Here is a 16690-nt window from a genome sequence, read left to right as displayed (position 1 = left end):
TTCAATCCACAGACCCTCTGTTAAGATTAAACCCAGAGGGTCTATTGCATGACAAAAAGCGGTTCATTTTTGCACAGCCGAAGCTTGTGGGTCTATTACACCCTCTTTTTTTCGGGCTCGCTGGTCCTTGTGTACCAAGCGCTGAACTGGGAGATCATTGGCGATTCCGTCAACTTCCTGTGTCTGCTGTTTCTTATGAATGGCCTGCTGGCGCGCAGATTCATCCACATTCTGGAAAACTCTTTGCTGATGACCCTGGGGTATATCCTGCCGCTCTTGATTCGTAACAGCTTGAAGCTGTCCTACACCGAAGCCCCTTCAATCAAAGAGTTCTTAAATCTGGCGTTCGTGTCCACGACGACGACACTGGTTTTGGGAATTGGTTTTTCATTCTTGGGGATGCTGCTGCATCACTTCGGACACAAACTGCACCAAATGAGCCGAAGCCGCGTGACCACAAACAACAGTGTGACCACCGGCTCCCCTACGGACGAGTAATCAGTCTCCGGTCGAACCCGCCATCTGGGCCATCTCAAACCGATTTTGCTCTGCCATCACCATCTGTGACAGTTCACGTTTCAGATTATTAAAATCAACGTCTGCCGGATTGCGCGGACGCGGGATTTGCACAATCACGTCTTTTTTCACTGTGCCCGGACGATAGCTCATCACGATAATACGATCAGCAAGGTAAATGGCCTCTTCAATACTGTGAGTGACGAACACGACGGTTTTTTTCAGCTCGCTCCAGATCTTCAACAATTCATCCTGCAGACTTCGGCGGGTTAAAGCATCCAGCGCCCCGAACGGTTCATCCATCAGCATGATCGGCGGATCCAGGGCCAATACCCGGGCAATAGCCACACGCTGCCTCATCCCCCCGGAAAGATCTTTCGGGAAGCGTTTACGGAAGTCCGTAAGCTTCAGCGTCTTCAAAAGCTGCTGCAGCTTTTGTTCTATCTGATCTGGTGGCGCGTTTTTGATTTTCAGACCGAAGGTGATGTTGTCCTCGACCGTCATCCATGGGAATAGAGCATACTCTTGAAACACCATACCGCGATCAGGTCCAGGCTCGACGATCTTATGCCCCCCGACGAAGACATCCCCGTCAGAAGGTGCCGAGAACCCTGCAATAGCATTCAAAAGAGTGCTCTTGCCACAACCCGACGGTCCCAACAGACACACGAACTGACCTTCCGGGATATTGAAATCAATATCCTTCAGGGCAATCACATCCTGCTCGGATCCTTTGAAAACTTTGGAAACATGCTTGATTTCGATTTGAGTTGGATTCGCCATTATTCAAGACCTCGATGCCAGCGCAGCAGATAGTTATTCAAACGGCTGACGACAGTGTCGATCGCAAGCCCCAACAGACCGATAGAGAACATTCCGGCGATGATCTTGTCAGACCAGAAGTACTCACGTGCCTCCAGAATGCGATACCCCAGCCCGTTGTTCACCGCGATCATTTCGGCCACGATCATACAGATGAAACCAGTCCCGATACCGATGCGCACACCGCTCAGGATGTACGGCATCGCTGCCGGCACGATGATTTTTCGGAACATCAGGAAAGATCCCGCACCCAGGTTTTTACCGGCACGGATATAGATACTGTCCACAGCACGCACACCCACAATGGTATTCATCAAAACCGGGAAGAACGCCCCCAGAGCAATCAGGAACACGGCCGGAGGATTCCCCAACCCGAACCACAAGATCGCCAAAGGAATGTAAGCAATCGGCGGGATCGGACGCAAAACCTGAATCAGCGGATTCATATAATCATAAATACGCTGGCTTGCGCCCATTAAAAGACCCAGCGGCAAAGCCAGCCCCCCACCGATCACAAAGCCCAGGAACACACGATAAAAGCTTTCCCAAAGATCGCGAATCAATTCGCCTGAAAAATACCAGGCAAACTTTGAACCTTGCGCCGGATCGTAAGCTTCAAGTGGCATCAGGTACTGATACCATTTTACAAGCACTGCCGAAGGCGCCGGAAGGACCTGAGGATTCACCCAACCTGCTCGCACCACGACTTCCCACACAATCACCACAATCGCCGGCACCCAGACACCTTTGAGCTTCGACATCAATCCTTGATCCTTATTCATACTCACCTACTTCACGCCCAATGCTTTCTTCGCATCAGCCAACAGATCCAGTTTCACCCAGTCAGAAGCTTTGGGTGGCTTCTGCATGCGGCCCACGCCGTATTTCACCATAAAGTCCGTGGTGATCTGGATGTGTTCTACGGTCAGGTCATAAGTGTAGGGAGAGTTTCCGATCGCATCCTTGAAATCCTGGGATGAAATCTGGTTTTTGAACATTTTCTCGATCACATATTTTTCAGCCAGTTCAGGTTTTTCAATGAAGGCTTTGGTTGCTTCCACGAAGCACTTCATGAATCTTTCAGCGACAGGCTTTTTGGTGTTGTACATCTTTTCCGTCATCACCAAAGTACGGATCGGTTCACCCATTGGAGTGTCATAAGGTTTCAACAGCTCCACACCGAAGCCCTTATTAATAGCTTGAGAAGCTTGTGGTTCACTCTGTGCCATGGCGTCGATGTTCTTTGCCTGCAAGGCCTGATTCAAATCGGCGAAGGCCATGTACACGATACGCACGTCTTTACCCGGCTGGTCGGACCAGGTCAGGTTGTGCTTGGCAAGTTCTGCCAACAACAACAACTCCTGCGCCCCACCACGAGCCACACCGACTTTTTTACCTTTAAAGTCTTTCACTGATTTGATGCCTACATCCGGACGAATCACGATGCGCGCGCCACCTTCAGCAAAGCCAGCCACGGCATAGATAGGCACTCCACCGGAACGACCGGCAATCGCCGCATCCGCGGCACTGGCAGCCACGTCAATTTCACCCGCGATGATCGCCGGCATGATATCAATGCCTTTTGCGAACACACGCTCGGTCACTTTCAAGTTGTACTTGGTGCAGTATTCGCTCATGTAACTGATGGCACCATAGTGAGCGAACTTCAGATTCCCGACGCGCACAACGTCAGGAGTTTGAGCCTTGGCTTCAAAGTTAAACAGAAACAAAAGTAACAAAGCAAATAAACTAATCAGCAGCTTCACTGCTTTCATATTTACAGGGCGAGAGATCGCCACTGCTTTCGCTGTCGATTTCATAGGAGTCCTCCTAATAATTAAAGAGCATCATGTAATAATGGTCTGATGATTAGCAGAAGTTGGCAAGGCTTTCGGGTCTCATTTAAGGACGATGTGAATATGAGAAAGAAATCAGAGAGGACTCACAAAATTATTTTTTGTGAAATCACACAAAGCTTTTGAGGCCGAAATAAAAAGGCGCTGGAGAAATTCCAACGCCTTTGAATGATGCATTTATGTGATCACATACAGAGCTACTTCAGCTTTCGCACCTGCCGGTGCTGCAGCTCTGTCGGCAGTGCCGACTACAACCACAAACTGCGGACACCGCGTTCTTTTGCTACGTCGTGAGCCAATTCATAGCCCGCGTCCAAATGTCTAAATACACCCATTGCTGGATCGGCAGTTAACACTCTTTCCAGACGACGAGCGGCTTTTTCGGTGCCGTCAGCAACGATGACCTGACCGGCGTGCTGGCTGTAACCCATACCCACACCACCACCGTGGTGCAAGCTGACCCAAGTGGCACCGCAAGCGGTGTTCACAAGTGCGTTCAACAAAGCCCAGTCACTGACAGCGTCAGATCCGTCCTTCATCGCTTCCGTTTCACGATTCGGAGAAGCCACAGATCCGCAGTCCAAGTGATCTCGACCGATAACGATCGGCGCTTTCACTTTACCTTCAGCAACCAGTTGATTGAACATCAAGCCCGCTTTCGCACGCTCTCCGTACTCCAGCCAACAGATACGTGCTGGCAAGCCCTGGAAGGCAATGCGCTCTTCAGCCATGTCCAACCAGCGCAGAAGGTCTTTCTTGTGCGGGAATAGTTTTCTCATCGCATCGTCAGTGACCTTGATATCATTTGGATCACCCGACAAAGCCACCCAACGGAATGGACCCGAGCCTTTGCAGAACAAAGGACGGATGAACGCCGGAACGAAGCCTGGATAGTCGAATGCATTTTCAACGCCCGCTTCCTGAGCACGTGCGCGCAGGTTGTTACCATAGTCAAACGTCACAGCGCCGCGATCTTTCATCGCCAGCATGCCGCGAACGTGTTTTGCCATGGAATCATAAGCCGCTTTCAAATAAGCCTTTTGATCTTTTTCACGGAAGGTTTTTGCAGTCTCGACAGTGTAACCTTCTGGGATGTAGCCCACCAATGGATCGTGTGCGGATGTCTGATCTGTCAAAAGATCCGGAGTAAAGTTTTTTTCGATCAACTGGTGAATCACCGTGGCCATATTGCCCTGCAAAGCCACGGATTTCGCTTCACCGGCTGCCGTGTACTTTTTGATACGCGCCAAAGCATCGTCAAGATCTGTTGCCACTTCATCAATGTATTTGGTTTCAAGACGCTTCTGGATGCGAGTCGGATCGATCTCTACCGCCAGAACGCAGGCACCAGCAAACACACCGGCAAGTGGTTGTGCGCCACCCATGCCGCCCAAGCCCGCAGTCAGAATCACACGACCGGTCAGGTTGCCGCCAAAGTGCTGACGACCGGCTTCCACGAAGGACTCATAAGTCCCCTGGATGATCCCTTGAGTTCCGATGTAGATCCAGGAACCCGCCGTCATCTGACCGTACATCATCAGACCTTTTTTATCGAGTTCGTTGAAGTGCTCCCAAGTCGCCCATTTAGGCACAAGGTTGGAGTTCGCCAAAAGAACGCGAGGCGCATCTTCGTGAGTTTTCAAAATGCCGATGGGCTTACCAGACTGCACCAAAAGAGTCTCGTCATTTTCAAGCTCTTTCAAAGCTTCCAGGATCTTGTCGAAAGATTCCCAGTTGCGAGCCGCTTTACCGATACCACCGTAAACAACCAGTTCTTCCGGGTGCTCGGCAATCACCGGATCCAGATTGTTCTGAATCATGCGGTAAGCCGCTTCCTGCAACCACCCCTTACAAACCATCTTGTTCCCAGTAGGGGCTTTAACAACACGAGACATAAATCCTCCAAAAGGTACCTGCTTACTTTTGCATAAGCAGTGCGCTAGAAATTAAATTTAATTACCATTCCAATTCGCCGACAGCTTGCTCAACAACGGCCATCAACTCGCCAGACACCATCATGGCTTTGATCGCCTCGACGTCTTTAGAGAAAATGCGGTCTTCTTTTGCAAACGGCACAGTCTTGCGAATGTGATCGTGAGCGGCCTTAACGGCTGCTGAGGGCTTCAACGGAGCCAACAAATCCAAAGCCTGAGTTGCAGACAGCAATTCCATCGCCACCACGTTTTCCGCGTTACGAAGAATCTGCGCGAACTTACGGGCCGCAATAGTACCCATGGAAACGTGGTCTTCTTTTTCTGCAGACGTCGGGATGGAGTCCACGCTGGCCGGATGTGCCAGAACTTTATTTTCACTCACCAAAGAGGCTGCCGCCACCTGCACGATCATGTGACCGGAATTCAAGCCTCCGTTTGGAGTCAGGAATGGCGGAAGCTCACTCATCTGAGTGGAGATCATTTTGGAAATACGGCATTCGCTGATGCTTGCTTGGGAAGAAAGCGCAATCCCCGCAAAATCCATCGCGTGCGCCACGGGCATACCGTGGAAGTTACCGCAGGAAAGAACTTTGTTCGCATCCGCAAATACCAGCGGGTTGTCCGTGGAGGAGTTCGCTTCAGTTTCCAAAACTTTCACCGCGTATCTTAGAGCATCTTTGGCTGCGCCGTGAACAGCCGGCATACAACGCAAAGAGTACGCATCCTGAACGCGCGGATCGTTCACCGCATGGCTTTCAGCGATCGGGCTGGTTTCGCCCATCAAACGAATCAAATTGCGGCCGGTCTTGCCTTCACCTGCGTGAGGGCGGCTGGCTTGAATCAACGGATCAAACGGTTTTCTGGAACCACGCAAGCCTTCCAAGGACATCGCGCCAGCCAGATCTGCCAGCCACAACAAGCGGCGATTTTCCCACAAAGACAAAAGACCGATGGATGTCATCACCTGACAACCATTGATCATGGAAAGACCTTCTTTGGCTTTCAGCTCCAGCGGAGTGATGCCTTTAGCTTTCAACAATTCAGTGACGTGCACGATCTTGCCGTCAGCTCCCCACGCTTCACCTTCACCGATGATGGTCAATGCCAGGTGAGAAAGCGGAGCCAAGTCACCCGACGCGCCCACGGACCCTTGAGAAGGAACCACCGGGATGATGTCGTTGTTCAGGAACTCAAGAATTTTTTCAACAACCAACGGACGAATACCGCTGTGGCCTTTAGCCAAAGCATTCGCACGCAGAACCATCATCGCACGCGTTTCCGTTTTAGTGAATGGAGCCCCAATACCCATCGAGTGGGAACGGATCAGATTTCTTTGCAGCTGTTCAATTTCAGCATCAGAGATACGAACGGAAGAAAATGCACCAAAGCCGGTGTTCACACCGTACATCACTTCACCGCTGGCGATACGACCCTCGATATAATCGCGGGACTTTTGCATATTGGCTCTTCCGGAAGCAGACAGCTCCGCTTTGATGGAAGGGTTGTGGGCAATTTGGTATAGGTTTTCAAGCGTGATATTCTCACCAGTAATTTGCATATTCTGAGCCTCTCTTAAGAAGCCCGCATCCTAGCAAAATCCCCGCAAAACTGGCAAAGAAAGGTGCCTGGTTGTTTTTTCTGGCTACGTCGCATTACGCGACTTGACGCGGCGACGCCAGAAAAAACAACCAGGCACCTTTTAAACGAAAAAAGCCACTCCGTTGGAGTGGCTTTTGGATTGGAATTTGTTTGGTTTTTAGAATTCCAGAGGCAGGGATACGGAAACAACGACGGATTCGTTTTTAGCGTCGATATCAACGCCGTCAACTTCGTCGAATGTTTCTTTCAGATATTCCACGTTCAAAGAAAGGAATGGCAGACCCGTGAAGCCTACGCCCAATTTAGTCGCTTTACCTTTCATCTTGCCGCTGTCCTCAAGATCGACGTCGTTCATGAAGCCATAACCCAGCCATGCGCGAACAAGGATCGGGAAATCAAGACCAACCACACCGTAGACTGTTGTTCTTTTTGCAGTCTCATCGCTGCCAGTGTCTGGCTTGAAAGTGCCGCTCAAACCCAATGTGCCATCAAGGCCCGCCCAGAACATCACCGGGGATCTGTACGCCAAACGCACACCCAACTGAGTTCCGTCGATTTTCCCATCTGGATCTGTGGTTTTACCCATTTCATAACCAAGATACGGCTCTAGCAGAATATCTGCGTGAGATACGCTCCCGAAACCCATAACAACAGCCAACATGACCAAGAGCTTTTTCATAAAGTCTTCTCCTTTTGTAACCCAAAAAATTTAGGCATCCTTTAGAATTTTGAAGAGACTCTTTCGCAGGGTCAACGACCGAAACCCCACCCTACCGAAAGCCCAGTCCAGACACACACGACCTTGGAGCGCTTATGTTACGAAGTTACAAAGATGACCGCGAATACTACGCCTCATTGCCAAAAAAACGCATCGGAGTGGGCGCACTGCTGTTCTATAAAGGGGATCTTTTGATAGTACAACCCACCTACAACCCCGCCTGGATCCTTCCCGGCGGCACCGTCGAAGCCGAAGAATCCCCCAGCGAAGCCCTGCAACGCGAATTAAAGGAAGAGCTCGGATTAAACATTCAAGCCGGCTCGCTGCTGGCCATCGACTATGTCAGCAACCGCGACGTCAAAGGCGAATACATGCAACTGCTTTTTTCTGCCAAAGATCTCACAGAACATCAGGCGCAAAACATCCGCCTGCCCATGTATGAAATTAAAGATTTCAAATTTGTCGCCCTTGAAAAGGCACTGGAAATGCTCACCCCGCTTGTCAGCCGCCGCGTGCACAGCGTGATGCTGGCGCAGGAACAAGAACTGGGAGCTGTTTATTTGGAAGAGGGCCGTGCGTTTTACGACCCTTTAAGACTGGCGATCGCCGAACCGTATTCTTTGCCAAAGACATAACTGCCGGCAACGAATACATCCGCCTCGTGGCAGATCCTCGCGGTTTCAGCATTGATGCCGCCATCAACCTCAATCAGGCAGGACAAGTTCTTGGATGAAATTTCCTGACGCAGACGAGTGATTTTCGCGACCTGATCATTCATGAAGGACTGACCACCAAAGCCAGGCTCTACGGTCATCACCAGCACCAGCTCACACAATGGCAATAAAGGCAGAACCTCTTCCACCGCCGTGCGCGGACGCAGAGTGATTCCGGGTTTTGCGCCCAATTCACGAATGCGTTTCAAAGTCCCTGCGGCGTCTTTGGTGGATTCCACGTGAATGGTCAGATAGTCACTGCCCGCTTTCACGAATTCTTCCACATAGCGCTCGGGTTCTTCGATCATCAGATGCACATCCAAAGGAAGTGGCGACACTTTTTTCAGCGCCTTCACCACCGGGATTCCAATGGTGATATTCGGCACAAAGCGCCCATCCATCACATCCACGTGAATCCAATCGGCTCCTGCCGCAGCCACGGCCTTGATCTCTTTTTCAAGATTGGCAAAATCCGCCGACAAAATGGAAGGAGCCACCATCTTAGACGCCAAGCTGATCCCCCGCTTTCAAGGCATGACCTTTCAGGAAATCAGCAATCGCCATGCGGTTACGGCTTTCAGGCTGAACTTCAAACAATTGCAAAACACCGTCACCGGTCGCAACAGAAATATGATCTTCGTGAACGGCCGTGATCGTGCCGGGCTTGGCACTGCCAATAGAACCGCCATCACGAGTGATGGTGGCTTTGTGCAATTTCAGTTTTTTCCCCTGCAACAAAGTATAGGTGCCCGGGCCATAGACAAAGCCGCGGATCTTTCCGTCGATCGCTTTGGCAGAAGTGCTCCAGTCGATCTGGGATTCCATCTTTTCGATTTTTTTCGCCAGCGTCACCTTGGATTCATCCTGAGGTGTTGGCGCAAGATTGCCACGAACATAGTCCATCAGTTCCACTTGCAGAAGTTCCGCACCCAACTGGGCCAGCACATCGTGCAACTGCAATGCGTTCATGTCCGGAGTGATTTTCACACGACGAATGCCGATGATGTCACCGGCATCCAGTTTTTTAACCATCTTCTGCAGGGTCACGCCGCTTTCGACGTCACCGGCTTCGATGGCTCTTTGGATCGGAGCCGCCCCACGCCAGCGTGGCAAAACAGATCCATGCACATTCACGCAACCAAAGCGGAATGAATCCAAAAATTCCTGCGTCAGGATTTGACCAAAGGCCACGACAACCGCCACCTCGGCACCCCAGGTTTTGATTTCCTGAAGCATCAGGGGATTGGCTTTCAAAGACTCGGGCGCCAGAACCTTCAGATTGTGGGCTTGAGCCAGAGCTTTTACGGGACTTGGAGTCAGTTGGAGTTTACGACCGGCAGGACGGTCAGGCTGGGTGACAACACCCACGACCTCAAAGTGCTCATCAGACAACAGAGCTTTCAAAGAGGTCACGGCAAATTCAGGGGTTCCTAGAAAACAGACGCGGACCTTGCTCACACTTCACACTTTTCTTCGTCAGCAGTTGTCTCTTCGCCTTCTTTTTCTTTTTTTACCGGGTAACCAAATTTCTTGATTTGATTTTTGATTTTGTTGCCCTTGATGAAGCTCAGGTGATCGATGAACAAAGTGCCTTCAAGGTGATCCATCTCGTGCTGCATGCAGATTGCAAGCAAACCGTCGGTTTTCACGATGTACTCTTTGCCATTCACGTCGAACGCTTTCATTTCGATGTAATTGAAGCGCTGAACGGTTTCATAATAACCAGGAATGGACAAACAGCCTTCATCGAAAGTTGTTTTGCCTTCGCCTTTGACGATTTCCGGGTTGATCAGAATCAACGGCTGTTTCACAGCGGCCTCAAGTTCCGTCATTTCTTCGTATTTATAACGGCGGCCTTTTTCGTCTTTGGGACGAGTGTCGATCACCACCATGCGAACCAGCTCGCCCACTTGCGGAGCTGCCAGACCGATCCCGTTGGCGTGGTACATAGTCTCAACCATGTCTTCAGCCAATTTGGCGATTTCAGGTCCAAAGGATTCAACCGGTTGCGAAACTTCACGCAACTTCGGGTCTGGGAATGTGAGGATTTTCATGATCATAAGGGCCTCCGGGAGGCCCCCATTATATCAGCGTTTCAGCTTTTTGAGAAGAACGAAGGCCACTCCCAACATAACTATGTTGGGAGCCCAAGCCGCCGCGACCGGAGGCAGGGTCCCGTGCTGCCCTAAAGTAATCCCGGACGAATAGAACACGTAATAGGCGAAAACCAGGGCCAGACAGATCCCGACATTCAGCATGGTGCCCCCGGACCGGGCCCGACCCACACTGAAAGGAATACCCAACAGGCACATGACCATGCCGGCAAAGGCAAAGCTGATTTTGGAATGATAATCCACCTCGTAAGCCACTGTATCCAGGCCCGCCGCCTTATTCTTGTCGATAAAGTGCTCAAGCTCTTTTTGCGACATCATATCGGCGGTCTGACCGGCACTTTGCAGGTCCTTGGAATCCTCGGCCATCACGATGCTTTTGGTCTTAAACGGACTGGTCAGCGGGAAGCTTGAGTCCTTGTTAAAGATCGTCACTGTCCCCTGCTCCAGCAGCCATTGGGCGCCTTGGATTTTCACCTCGGCCGCTGTGATCATCTGCACCAGGTCCCATTCATCGCTGAAGAAGTACATGGTCAAACCTTGCGCCCCGTCCCCTTTGGCATTCAGGGTTTTGATATTGAAAATCGAGTTTTTAGAGCGGTACCAGATTCGGTCCGTGCGGATCGTGGAAAAACGATGCGGCTCTTTTTTCAGGTCATAGTACAGGATGTAGTTCTTTTGTTTGGTCGCGCGGGGCAGAACCCGGTCCGCCGCCATGTAACCCAAAGCCGAAATCACCGCCACCAAAAGCAGCATCGGAACCGCGATACGAATCAGGCTCATCCCGCTGGCAAATAACGCAACGAGTTCATTGGCTTTATTCAGGCTGGTCAGCGTCAGGATCACCCCCAGCAAACAGGCCACCGGCAACAATTGCGAGATAATTCCCGGGAACGAATACAGGTAATAATTCACCAATGCTGAGGGAGCGACGTCCTTGTAATTGACCATTGTGGACATCGCGTCAACAGCAGTGAACAGAGTCAAAAACACCAGAAGGCCACCGACGAAGTAACCCACGAAGAGCCAAGCTGTATAACGATCGATCCTATTCACGGCAAATCCCTTAAACTCATTGACTGGCGGCGGAAATCCAATTTAACTTTGATTATGGCTTTACGCGTCTTGCTTGCAGATGAGAGTTCCACAATCAAAAAAGTAATGCAACTGGCATTGTCTGACTTCGGGGTTGAAGTTAAATCAGTCCCCGTGGGTCTTGACGTATTGCAAGTTACAAAGACCTTCAAGCCGGATATCGTATTCGCCGATGTGTTGTTAACCAAACGTTCAGGTTACGAAGTTTGCGCGGACCTGAAAAACGACGCTGAAACCGTCAATGTCCCAGTGGTGCTGATGTGGAGCGGTTTCATGGAAATCGACGAAGCCAAAGCCACCGAATGCCGTGCGGACCGTCGCCTGGAAAAACCTTTCGATGCCGATCATCTGCGCTCTCTGGTGTCTGATCTGGTACAAAAAACGAAATCCAATCCAGTTTCCAACTTCCTGACTTTCCCGGAAATGCCGGAGTTTGAAGAAACTCCAGCAGAAAACGCCCCTGCAACAGAGCAGAACGTTTACGCTATTCCAGAGGAAAAAAGCGATTTCCTGAACATCCCGGAAATCGACAGTGAAGAAGCCAACCTGCTGGAGGTTTCCGGCGAGGAATTTTCGGCAGTTCCGCTGACCAATCCCAAAGCGGAAGACGAGCACGACGAGGGCGGCTGGGCTCATCAGGATCTGACCAAATTCAAAATCCAGATCCCTGAAACTGACAGCAACGACTTTGCCTCCAAATTTGTGATCCCTCAGGATGACGAGCTTTCCGGCCACATCGAGATGGATGGCGACTTTGAAGAAATCAGTTTTGTGAAATCCGCTCCGGAAGTGACTAAAACCAAAGCGCCATCGGCTGCTGCGGACTCCTTCATTTCCAACGTGGAAAAATCCGTCAAAGATCAAATGATGGAAACCCTCAAAAAGGGTGCAACAAAAGTCACCACTACTGGCGCGGCCCCACAGCCCGCTTCTAATGCTAAGCCCAATACTCAATCCAAGATGGACTTAGACCCCAATATGATGGAAAAGATTATCCGTGAGGAAGCTCGCGAAGTGATCGAATCCATCTGCTGGAAGGTCCTTCCGGAGATTGCTGAGCGTATCGTGCGCGAAGAAATCAAAAAAATCCTCCGCGAAACTGAAAAGTCCATTTAAGAGGCCGTCCTTACAGCGTCGACCTCTTTGCAAGTAAGAGGTCTTAATTATGACGTTGCTGGAGCTGATCCGCGCTGCCATCAAAGAAGACATGCCTCATGGCGATGTCACCACTGAATCCCTGGCCCTGAAACCCCGTATCGGACGTGCCCGTCTGAAAGCAAAGGAAGACATTGTTCTTTCCGGCGCCATGGCTTTTGAACAGTCCATGCAGGCTTTGGAACCCACCTGCCGTATCAAGTGGCACTTTGAAGAAGGCGATGAAATTCTTAAGAATCAAATCATCTGCACGATCGAAGGCGATCTGGTGCAAATCCTGAAAGCCGAGCGCGTGGCTTTGAACTTCCTGGGTCACCTGTCCGGGATTGCAACTCACACTCGCCGTTTCGTGAAAAAAATCGAAGGCTCCAAAACCAAAATTCTCGACACCCGCAAAACGACTCCGGCCTTCCGTGATCTGGAAAAGCGCGCCGTGGTTCACGGTGGTGGCGTCAATCACCGCATGAATCTGAGCGATGCCATCCTGATCAAGGACAATCACATCTCTGTCATGGGCGGGATCACCAACGCGATCAATCGCGTGCGTGAACACAGCAATCTTCCAATTGAAGTGGAAGCGGGCAACGTGGAAGACGTTAAGGAAGCAGTGTCCATGAAGGCGCACCGAATCCTTCTGGACAACATGGACAACGACACTTTGAAAAAAGCTCTGGAAGTAATCCCCGCCGAAGTTGAAACCGAAGCCAGCGGCAATATGAATCTGGAGCGCGTGGCTTCCGTGGCCGCGCTGGGCGTGAACTATATCTCTGTCGGTGCGTTGACTCACTCGGCTCCGTGTGCGGACGTCAGCCTTGTCTTCCAGTGGGAGGACTAATGGCGAAGGACAATCCAGCTTCTGACATTCGCATTGGACACGTCACTTCCCAGTGGGCCGAAGGCAATCACCTGTACGTGGCTTATCAAAAAGAAATGACCAGCACCAACGCCGTCGCCAAGGAAGAGGCTTTTGCCGAAAGCCTGTTGGAAGAATCTTTGTGCCTTTATGTGACGGACCACCAGACCGCGGGTCGTGGTCGTGGCAAGAACACGTGGATTGATGCGCGTCCGGGCAGTTCTCTTCTAAGCTCCTGGTCTTATCTTTTGGGTATTAAACCTCAGCCGACCACATCCTGCCTTATTGGTCTTGCAGTGTATCGTGCATGCTCGACGACCTGGCCGTTTTTGGCTTGGAATCTGAAAGCTCCGAATGACATTTATATCGGCGACAAAAAAATCGCCGGCATTCTGTTAGAAAATGTCGCGCAAGGTGATGAGGTTCGTCTGGTGATCGGTTTGGGTTTGAATGTCACCGATTCTCCGGAAGACGTCGACACGGCGACCAGCCTGATTGAATCTTTGCCTGCGGGCGCACCGCTATTGGGTCAGGACTATATGGCGTTCCTGGATCGTCTGATGTTTGAACTGACGGATGCTGTTTCACACGCAGAAGAATCTTTAAGCCCTACAGATCAACTTTCTTTGCTGACAGCTTTGAACCAGCATCCTTTGCTGAAAGAAAAGTACACAGGCATGGAAGCAGACGGCAGTCTGTTGATTGGTGATAAAAAAATCAACTGGTCCACACTGTAAGGAATTTGCACGATGGCACTGACTTTCACCCCTTTTCCGGATCTTGGAAACAAATGCCCTGACTTCACTCTGCCCGCAGTGGATGGCAAAACTTATTCGCTGAAAGATTTCAGCAATGGTCAGCCTTTGGTGGTGATGTTCATCTGCAATCACTGTCCGTATGTGCAGGCGATTGAAGACCGCTTGATCCATCTGGGTCATGATCTGAAAAAACAAAACGTGAATGTGATTGCCATTTGTGCCAACGACGAAGAAAGCCACAACCGCGAAGACTCCTTCGAGAATCTGCAAAAACGCGCTCAAGAAAAAGGCTATCCGTTCGTTTACCTGCACGACAAATCCCAGGCTGCGGCTCACGCTTTCGGAGCGGTGTGCACACCGGATTATTTTGTGTACGACAAGGACCTGAAGCTTTCTTACCGCGGACGCCTGGATGATTCCTGGAAAGACGCTGCGAAAGTGACCAAACGCGAGTTGTTTGACGCCGTTCAAACACTTTTGAAAAACGATAAAGTATCTGAAGAACAAACAGCCTCTATGGGCTGCTCTATCAAGTGGGTTTAAGACGATGAAGTATATTTTGGTATTTGTTGCAGTAACGATGATTTCTTTCGGCCTTTTCCTGGCGAATTATCTGGGCGCCTTCAAAGGCGTTGATATTTCCGAATCTGTTCAGGGTCCTTTCAAGATCGTTTACGTTGAACACGTGGGTCCTTACCACAAAGTGAACAAACAGCTTGAGCGTATTGAAAAGTACATGACCTCCCAGAATATGACCTGCGGCCGCACCTTCGGTGAATACCTGGACGATCCACAAGTCGTGGAAGAAGCTCGCCTGCGCTCTAAAGTGGGCTGCATCATCACTGGCGAACCACCACAACTTGTGGAAGGCCTGCAAGTGGGCGAAATCCCCGAGCGCAAGTACGTGATGGCGGTATTCACCGGGTCCCCGGGCATCGGGCCTTTGAAAGTTTACCCACGCGTGAATGACTTCATGGTAAAACAAAACTTAAAACAAACTGGCGCCGTGATTGAGATCTACGAGATCCACTCCATCACCGAGAAAAACGCCATGACCACCACTTACCTGTTCCCGGTTCAATAATGAAAGCGGTGGTTTTATCCGCACTGCTGCTGACCTCGGGGCTGGCTTATGCCGAAGCCCCTTGTCCGACCAGCTGCCAGGGGCCGTCTTCGACCCCGGATAAAATCACCCTGTCCAAAATTGAGTCCACCCCTGCCTGTCTGACGCGTAAAAATGATGAAAGCAACGAACAGATCGTCCAGCGTGAAAAGCTCACGGACTTTGAAGTGCTGGCGCGTCTGGTGTTTGCGGAAGGCATTTCGACCAATCTGGAAAAGTGCGCCAAATACGAAGACTCCCTGTTTGCCAGCCTTGCCTGGGGTGTGCAAAACCGCGTGGCGCTGGCAGAAGCCCAGCCCCGTTACGCCAAACAGTTTGGCAAGGGTCTGCACGGGGTGATCTTCAAGAAAGCCCAGTTCAATCCGGCAGTTTCTAAAAAATCGACTTATTCAAAACTTTTCCTGTGCCCAAGTGAACACCCGCAATGGCAGAAGTTCTGGGAGCTTTCCAAAAAAGCCGCCGATCAGGCGCTATCCCACCCGCAGAAAAATCCGCTGCCAAAATCCGGGACTCATTTTTATTATCCGCAAAGCACTCAGGCGACGAATCCACCCGTAGCGTGGGCTGACCTGAACAAAGATGCCGCCAAAAAGGCGTACATGAAGGACGTCAAAATTGAAGGCACCCGCTATAGCAACGAGTGCATTCAATTCTTTTCTTACTAGTTGATCTCGTATTCCGCAGTCACTTCGACACGAACTTTGATCTGACCCGCGGCCACATCAGTGGAAGCCGCTTCCGCCATCATTTTGGCGCCGCCAAAGTTTCTGAACACCGGTTGTGGAGGCAAGCCGCCAGAAACACCGTGGCTGATCTTGGAAACACCTTTGATCTTCACACCGGCCGCCTTGGCAATTTCATCAGCCTTGGTGCGGGTCGCACGAACGGCTTCACCCAAGGTCGCAGTTTCTGTCTGATCGCGCTTGTCAGAATCCCAGGAAAGTGACGACACGTTGACACCTGCATCCATGGTCTTTTTCTCGGCCACCAGGGCGTCCAGGAAGTTCCCGGCGTCTTCAACCTTACGCAAAGTCACCGTCAAAGACTGGGACACACGGAATCCGACCATTTTATTCTGACGAAGTTTTTGATCGTATTCATATTCCGGATTCAAAGAATAGTTGTCGGTTTGGATGTCTTCTTTTTTGATCTTGAAGTCTTCCAGAGTTTTTCTTACCTGTTTGAATTGGTTAGCCGCCAACCCTTGAGCTTGCTTCGCCGTAGAGGCTTTGCTCCAGACTTCGATATTGAGGTTGACCAAATTCGGGTCCAGTCCTCGCTCCGCAAAACCGCTCACGACGATATAGCGATTGTCGGCCAAAGCTTGGGCACCGGACACCATAGAGACAGCCATAAGGCCTGCCAAAACGTACTGCTTCATTCTTCTCCCCTTTCCTTGGGTCAAAACACTAGCATAAGGGAGGGAATGTTTTAGGA

At 50.7% G+C, this 16690-nt stretch carries 19 protein-coding genes; 8 read left to right on the top strand and 11 right to left on the bottom strand.

Annotated elements, in window-relative coordinates; translation table 11 throughout:
- Positions 1 to 48 precede the first annotated feature (48 nt).
- Positions 49 to 498 carry a hypothetical protein gene (locus tag AC04MQ_RS08775; protein ID WP_080602410.1) on the top strand — a complete coding sequence of 150 codons (450 nt, stop codon included), beginning with the start codon at positions 49 to 51 and terminating at the stop codon, positions 496 to 498.
- Here AC04MQ_RS08775 and AC04MQ_RS08770 read toward each other — a convergent pair whose 3' ends face one another.
- From AC04MQ_RS08770 to AC04MQ_RS08745, 6 genes are all read right to left on the bottom strand, one after another.
- Complete coding sequence (locus AC04MQ_RS08770; protein ID WP_015091776.1) at positions 499 to 1299, bottom strand: ABC transporter ATP-binding protein; 801 nt, start codon at positions 1297 to 1299, stop codon at positions 499 to 501.
- Positions 1299 to 2120 (bottom strand): ABC transporter permease, encoded by an 822-nt coding sequence (locus AC04MQ_RS08765; protein ID WP_015091777.1) that lies wholly within the window; start codon positions 2118 to 2120, stop codon positions 1299 to 1301. Before AC04MQ_RS08765 ends, AC04MQ_RS08770 begins: the two co-directional genes overlap by 1 nt.
- Positions 2121 to 2126: 6 nt before the next feature.
- Positions 2127 to 3113: an ABC transporter substrate-binding protein gene (locus tag AC04MQ_RS08760; RefSeq protein ID WP_041578367.1), complete on the bottom strand. Its 987-nt coding sequence runs from the start codon at positions 3111 to 3113 to the stop codon at positions 2127 to 2129.
- Between the two features lie 329 nt (positions 3114 to 3442).
- Positions 3443 to 5089, bottom strand: a complete 1647-nt coding sequence (gene hutU, locus AC04MQ_RS08755) for a urocanate hydratase (protein WP_041577868.1) — start codon at positions 5087 to 5089, stop codon at positions 3443 to 3445.
- A gap of 61 nt (positions 5090 to 5150) precedes the next feature.
- On the bottom strand, positions 5151 to 6686 hold the full coding sequence (gene hutH, locus AC04MQ_RS08750; RefSeq protein ID WP_015091780.1) for a histidine ammonia-lyase: 1536 nt from the start codon (positions 6684 to 6686) through the stop codon (positions 5151 to 5153).
- A 198-nt stretch (positions 6687 to 6884) separates the two neighbouring features.
- Positions 6885 to 7406, bottom strand: coding sequence for an outer membrane beta-barrel protein (locus tag AC04MQ_RS08745; protein WP_015091781.1), 522 nt, complete (start codon positions 7404 to 7406; stop codon positions 6885 to 6887).
- A 134-nt stretch (positions 7407 to 7540) separates the two neighbouring features.
- Here AC04MQ_RS08745 and AC04MQ_RS08740 point away from each other — a divergent pair, with 134 nt between their 5' ends.
- On the top strand, positions 7541 to 8080 hold the full coding sequence (locus tag AC04MQ_RS08740; protein WP_475391859.1) for an NUDIX domain-containing protein: 540 nt from the start codon (positions 7541 to 7543) through the stop codon (positions 8078 to 8080).
- Here AC04MQ_RS08740 and rpe read toward each other — a convergent pair.
- Genes rpe through lptG form a run of 4 tightly spaced genes read right to left on the bottom strand, consistent with a single transcriptional unit; the run spans position 8026 to position 11325 of the window.
- Entirely contained in the window at positions 8026 to 8658 is a 633-nt protein-coding gene (rpe, locus tag AC04MQ_RS08735) for a ribulose-phosphate 3-epimerase (RefSeq protein ID WP_015091782.1), read from the bottom strand. The genes AC04MQ_RS08740 and rpe overlap by 55 nt on opposite strands.
- A gap of 1 nt (position 8659) precedes the next feature.
- On the bottom strand, positions 8660 to 9616 hold the full coding sequence (gene fmt, locus AC04MQ_RS08730) for a methionyl-tRNA formyltransferase (protein ID WP_015091783.1): 957 nt from the start codon (positions 9614 to 9616) through the stop codon (positions 8660 to 8662).
- Positions 9613 to 10218, bottom strand: a complete 606-nt coding sequence (gene def / locus AC04MQ_RS08725; protein ID WP_015091784.1) for a peptide deformylase — start codon at positions 10216 to 10218, stop codon at positions 9613 to 9615. The genes fmt and def overlap by 4 nt, the downstream gene beginning before the upstream one ends.
- A 27-nt stretch (positions 10219 to 10245) precedes the next feature.
- Complete coding sequence (gene lptG / locus AC04MQ_RS08720; RefSeq protein WP_041577869.1) at positions 10246 to 11325, bottom strand: LPS export ABC transporter permease LptG; 1080 nt, start codon at positions 11323 to 11325, stop codon at positions 10246 to 10248.
- Between the two features lie 54 nt (positions 11326 to 11379).
- On the opposite strand from lptG, the gene AC04MQ_RS08715 reads away from it, so the two are divergent.
- The 6 genes from AC04MQ_RS08715 to AC04MQ_RS08690 are packed head-to-tail and all read left to right on the top strand — an operon-like array spanning position 11380 to position 15918.
- Positions 11380 to 12480: a response regulator gene (locus AC04MQ_RS08715; protein ID WP_268742048.1), complete on the top strand. Its 1101-nt coding sequence runs from the start codon at positions 11380 to 11382 to the stop codon at positions 12478 to 12480.
- A 49-nt stretch (positions 12481 to 12529) separates the two neighbouring features.
- A complete protein-coding gene (gene nadC / locus AC04MQ_RS08710; protein ID WP_015091787.1) occupies positions 12530 to 13354 on the top strand; it encodes a carboxylating nicotinate-nucleotide diphosphorylase in 825 nt (274 codons plus the stop codon).
- Positions 13354 to 14109, top strand: coding sequence for a biotin--[acetyl-CoA-carboxylase] ligase (locus tag AC04MQ_RS08705; protein ID WP_015091788.1), 756 nt, complete (start codon positions 13354 to 13356; stop codon positions 14107 to 14109). The genes nadC and AC04MQ_RS08705 overlap by 1 nt, the downstream gene beginning before the upstream one ends.
- A 12-nt stretch (positions 14110 to 14121) precedes the next feature.
- Positions 14122 to 14673: a thioredoxin family protein gene (locus AC04MQ_RS08700; protein WP_015091789.1), complete on the top strand. Its 552-nt coding sequence runs from the start codon at positions 14122 to 14124 to the stop codon at positions 14671 to 14673.
- A 4-nt stretch (positions 14674 to 14677) separates the two neighbouring features.
- A complete protein-coding gene (locus AC04MQ_RS08695; protein WP_041577871.1) occupies positions 14678 to 15214 on the top strand; it encodes a GyrI-like domain-containing protein in 537 nt (178 codons plus the stop codon).
- The gene (locus AC04MQ_RS08690; RefSeq protein WP_475391858.1) at positions 15214 to 15918 is read left to right on the top strand and encodes a hypothetical protein; all 705 of its coding nucleotides are present in this window, start codon (positions 15214 to 15216) and stop codon (positions 15916 to 15918) included. Before AC04MQ_RS08695 ends, AC04MQ_RS08690 begins: the two co-directional genes overlap by 1 nt.
- On the opposite strand, the gene AC04MQ_RS08685 is transcribed toward AC04MQ_RS08690, so the two are convergent.
- Complete coding sequence (locus AC04MQ_RS08685) at positions 15915 to 16634, bottom strand: SIMPL domain-containing protein (protein ID WP_475391857.1); 720 nt, start codon at positions 16632 to 16634, stop codon at positions 15915 to 15917. The genes AC04MQ_RS08690 and AC04MQ_RS08685 overlap by 4 nt on opposite strands.
- Positions 16635 to 16690: the final 56 nt, after the last annotated feature.

It is taken from the genome of Bdellovibrio sp. MYbb2 (genome assembly GCF_056175685.1).
This window is presented reverse-complemented; position numbering and strand designations above follow the sequence as displayed.

Excerpts from the sequence above, each read along its gene's own strand:
- AC04MQ_RS08770 (WP_015091776.1), bottom strand. The coding sequence starts at position 1,299 with ATGGCGAATCCAACTCAAATCGAAATCAAGCATGTTTCCAAAGTTTTC.
- AC04MQ_RS08715 (WP_268742048.1), top strand. The coding sequence starts at position 11,380 with ATGGCTTTACGCGTCTTGCTTGCAGATGAGAGTTCCACAATCAAAAAA.
- AC04MQ_RS08705 (WP_015091788.1), top strand. The coding sequence starts at position 13,354 with ATGGCGAAGGACAATCCAGCTTCTGACATTCGCATTGGACACGTCACT.
- AC04MQ_RS08740 (WP_475391859.1), top strand. The coding sequence starts at position 7,541 with ATGTTACGAAGTTACAAAGATGACCGCGAATACTACGCCTCATTGCCA.
- AC04MQ_RS08765 (WP_015091777.1), bottom strand. The coding sequence starts at position 2,120 with ATGAATAAGGATCAAGGATTGATGTCGAAGCTCAAAGGTGTCTGGGTG.
- hutU (WP_041577868.1), bottom strand. The coding sequence starts at position 5,089 with ATGTCTCGTGTTGTTAAAGCCCCTACTGGGAACAAGATGGTTTGTAAG.
- def (WP_015091784.1), bottom strand. The coding sequence starts at position 10,218 with ATGATCATGAAAATCCTCACATTCCCAGACCCGAAGTTGCGTGAAGTT.
- rpe (WP_015091782.1), bottom strand. The coding sequence starts at position 8,658 with ATGGTGGCTCCTTCCATTTTGTCGGCGGATTTTGCCAATCTTGAAAAA.
- nadC (WP_015091787.1), top strand. The coding sequence starts at position 12,530 with ATGACGTTGCTGGAGCTGATCCGCGCTGCCATCAAAGAAGACATGCCT.
- AC04MQ_RS08700 (WP_015091789.1), top strand. The coding sequence starts at position 14,122 with ATGGCACTGACTTTCACCCCTTTTCCGGATCTTGGAAACAAATGCCCT.
- AC04MQ_RS08690 (WP_475391858.1), top strand. The coding sequence starts at position 15,214 with ATGAAAGCGGTGGTTTTATCCGCACTGCTGCTGACCTCGGGGCTGGCT.
- AC04MQ_RS08775 (WP_080602410.1), top strand. The coding sequence starts at position 49 with ATGACAAAAAGCGGTTCATTTTTGCACAGCCGAAGCTTGTGGGTCTAT.
- AC04MQ_RS08760 (WP_041578367.1), bottom strand. The coding sequence starts at position 3,113 with ATGAAAGCAGTGAAGCTGCTGATTAGTTTATTTGCTTTGTTACTTTTG.
- AC04MQ_RS08745 (WP_015091781.1), bottom strand. The coding sequence starts at position 7,406 with ATGAAAAAGCTCTTGGTCATGTTGGCTGTTGTTATGGGTTTCGGGAGC.
- AC04MQ_RS08695 (WP_041577871.1), top strand. The coding sequence starts at position 14,678 with ATGAAGTATATTTTGGTATTTGTTGCAGTAACGATGATTTCTTTCGGC.
- AC04MQ_RS08685 (WP_475391857.1), bottom strand. The coding sequence starts at position 16,634 with ATGAAGCAGTACGTTTTGGCAGGCCTTATGGCTGTCTCTATGGTGTCC.
- hutH (WP_015091780.1), bottom strand. The coding sequence starts at position 6,686 with ATGCAAATTACTGGTGAGAATATCACGCTTGAAAACCTATACCAAATT.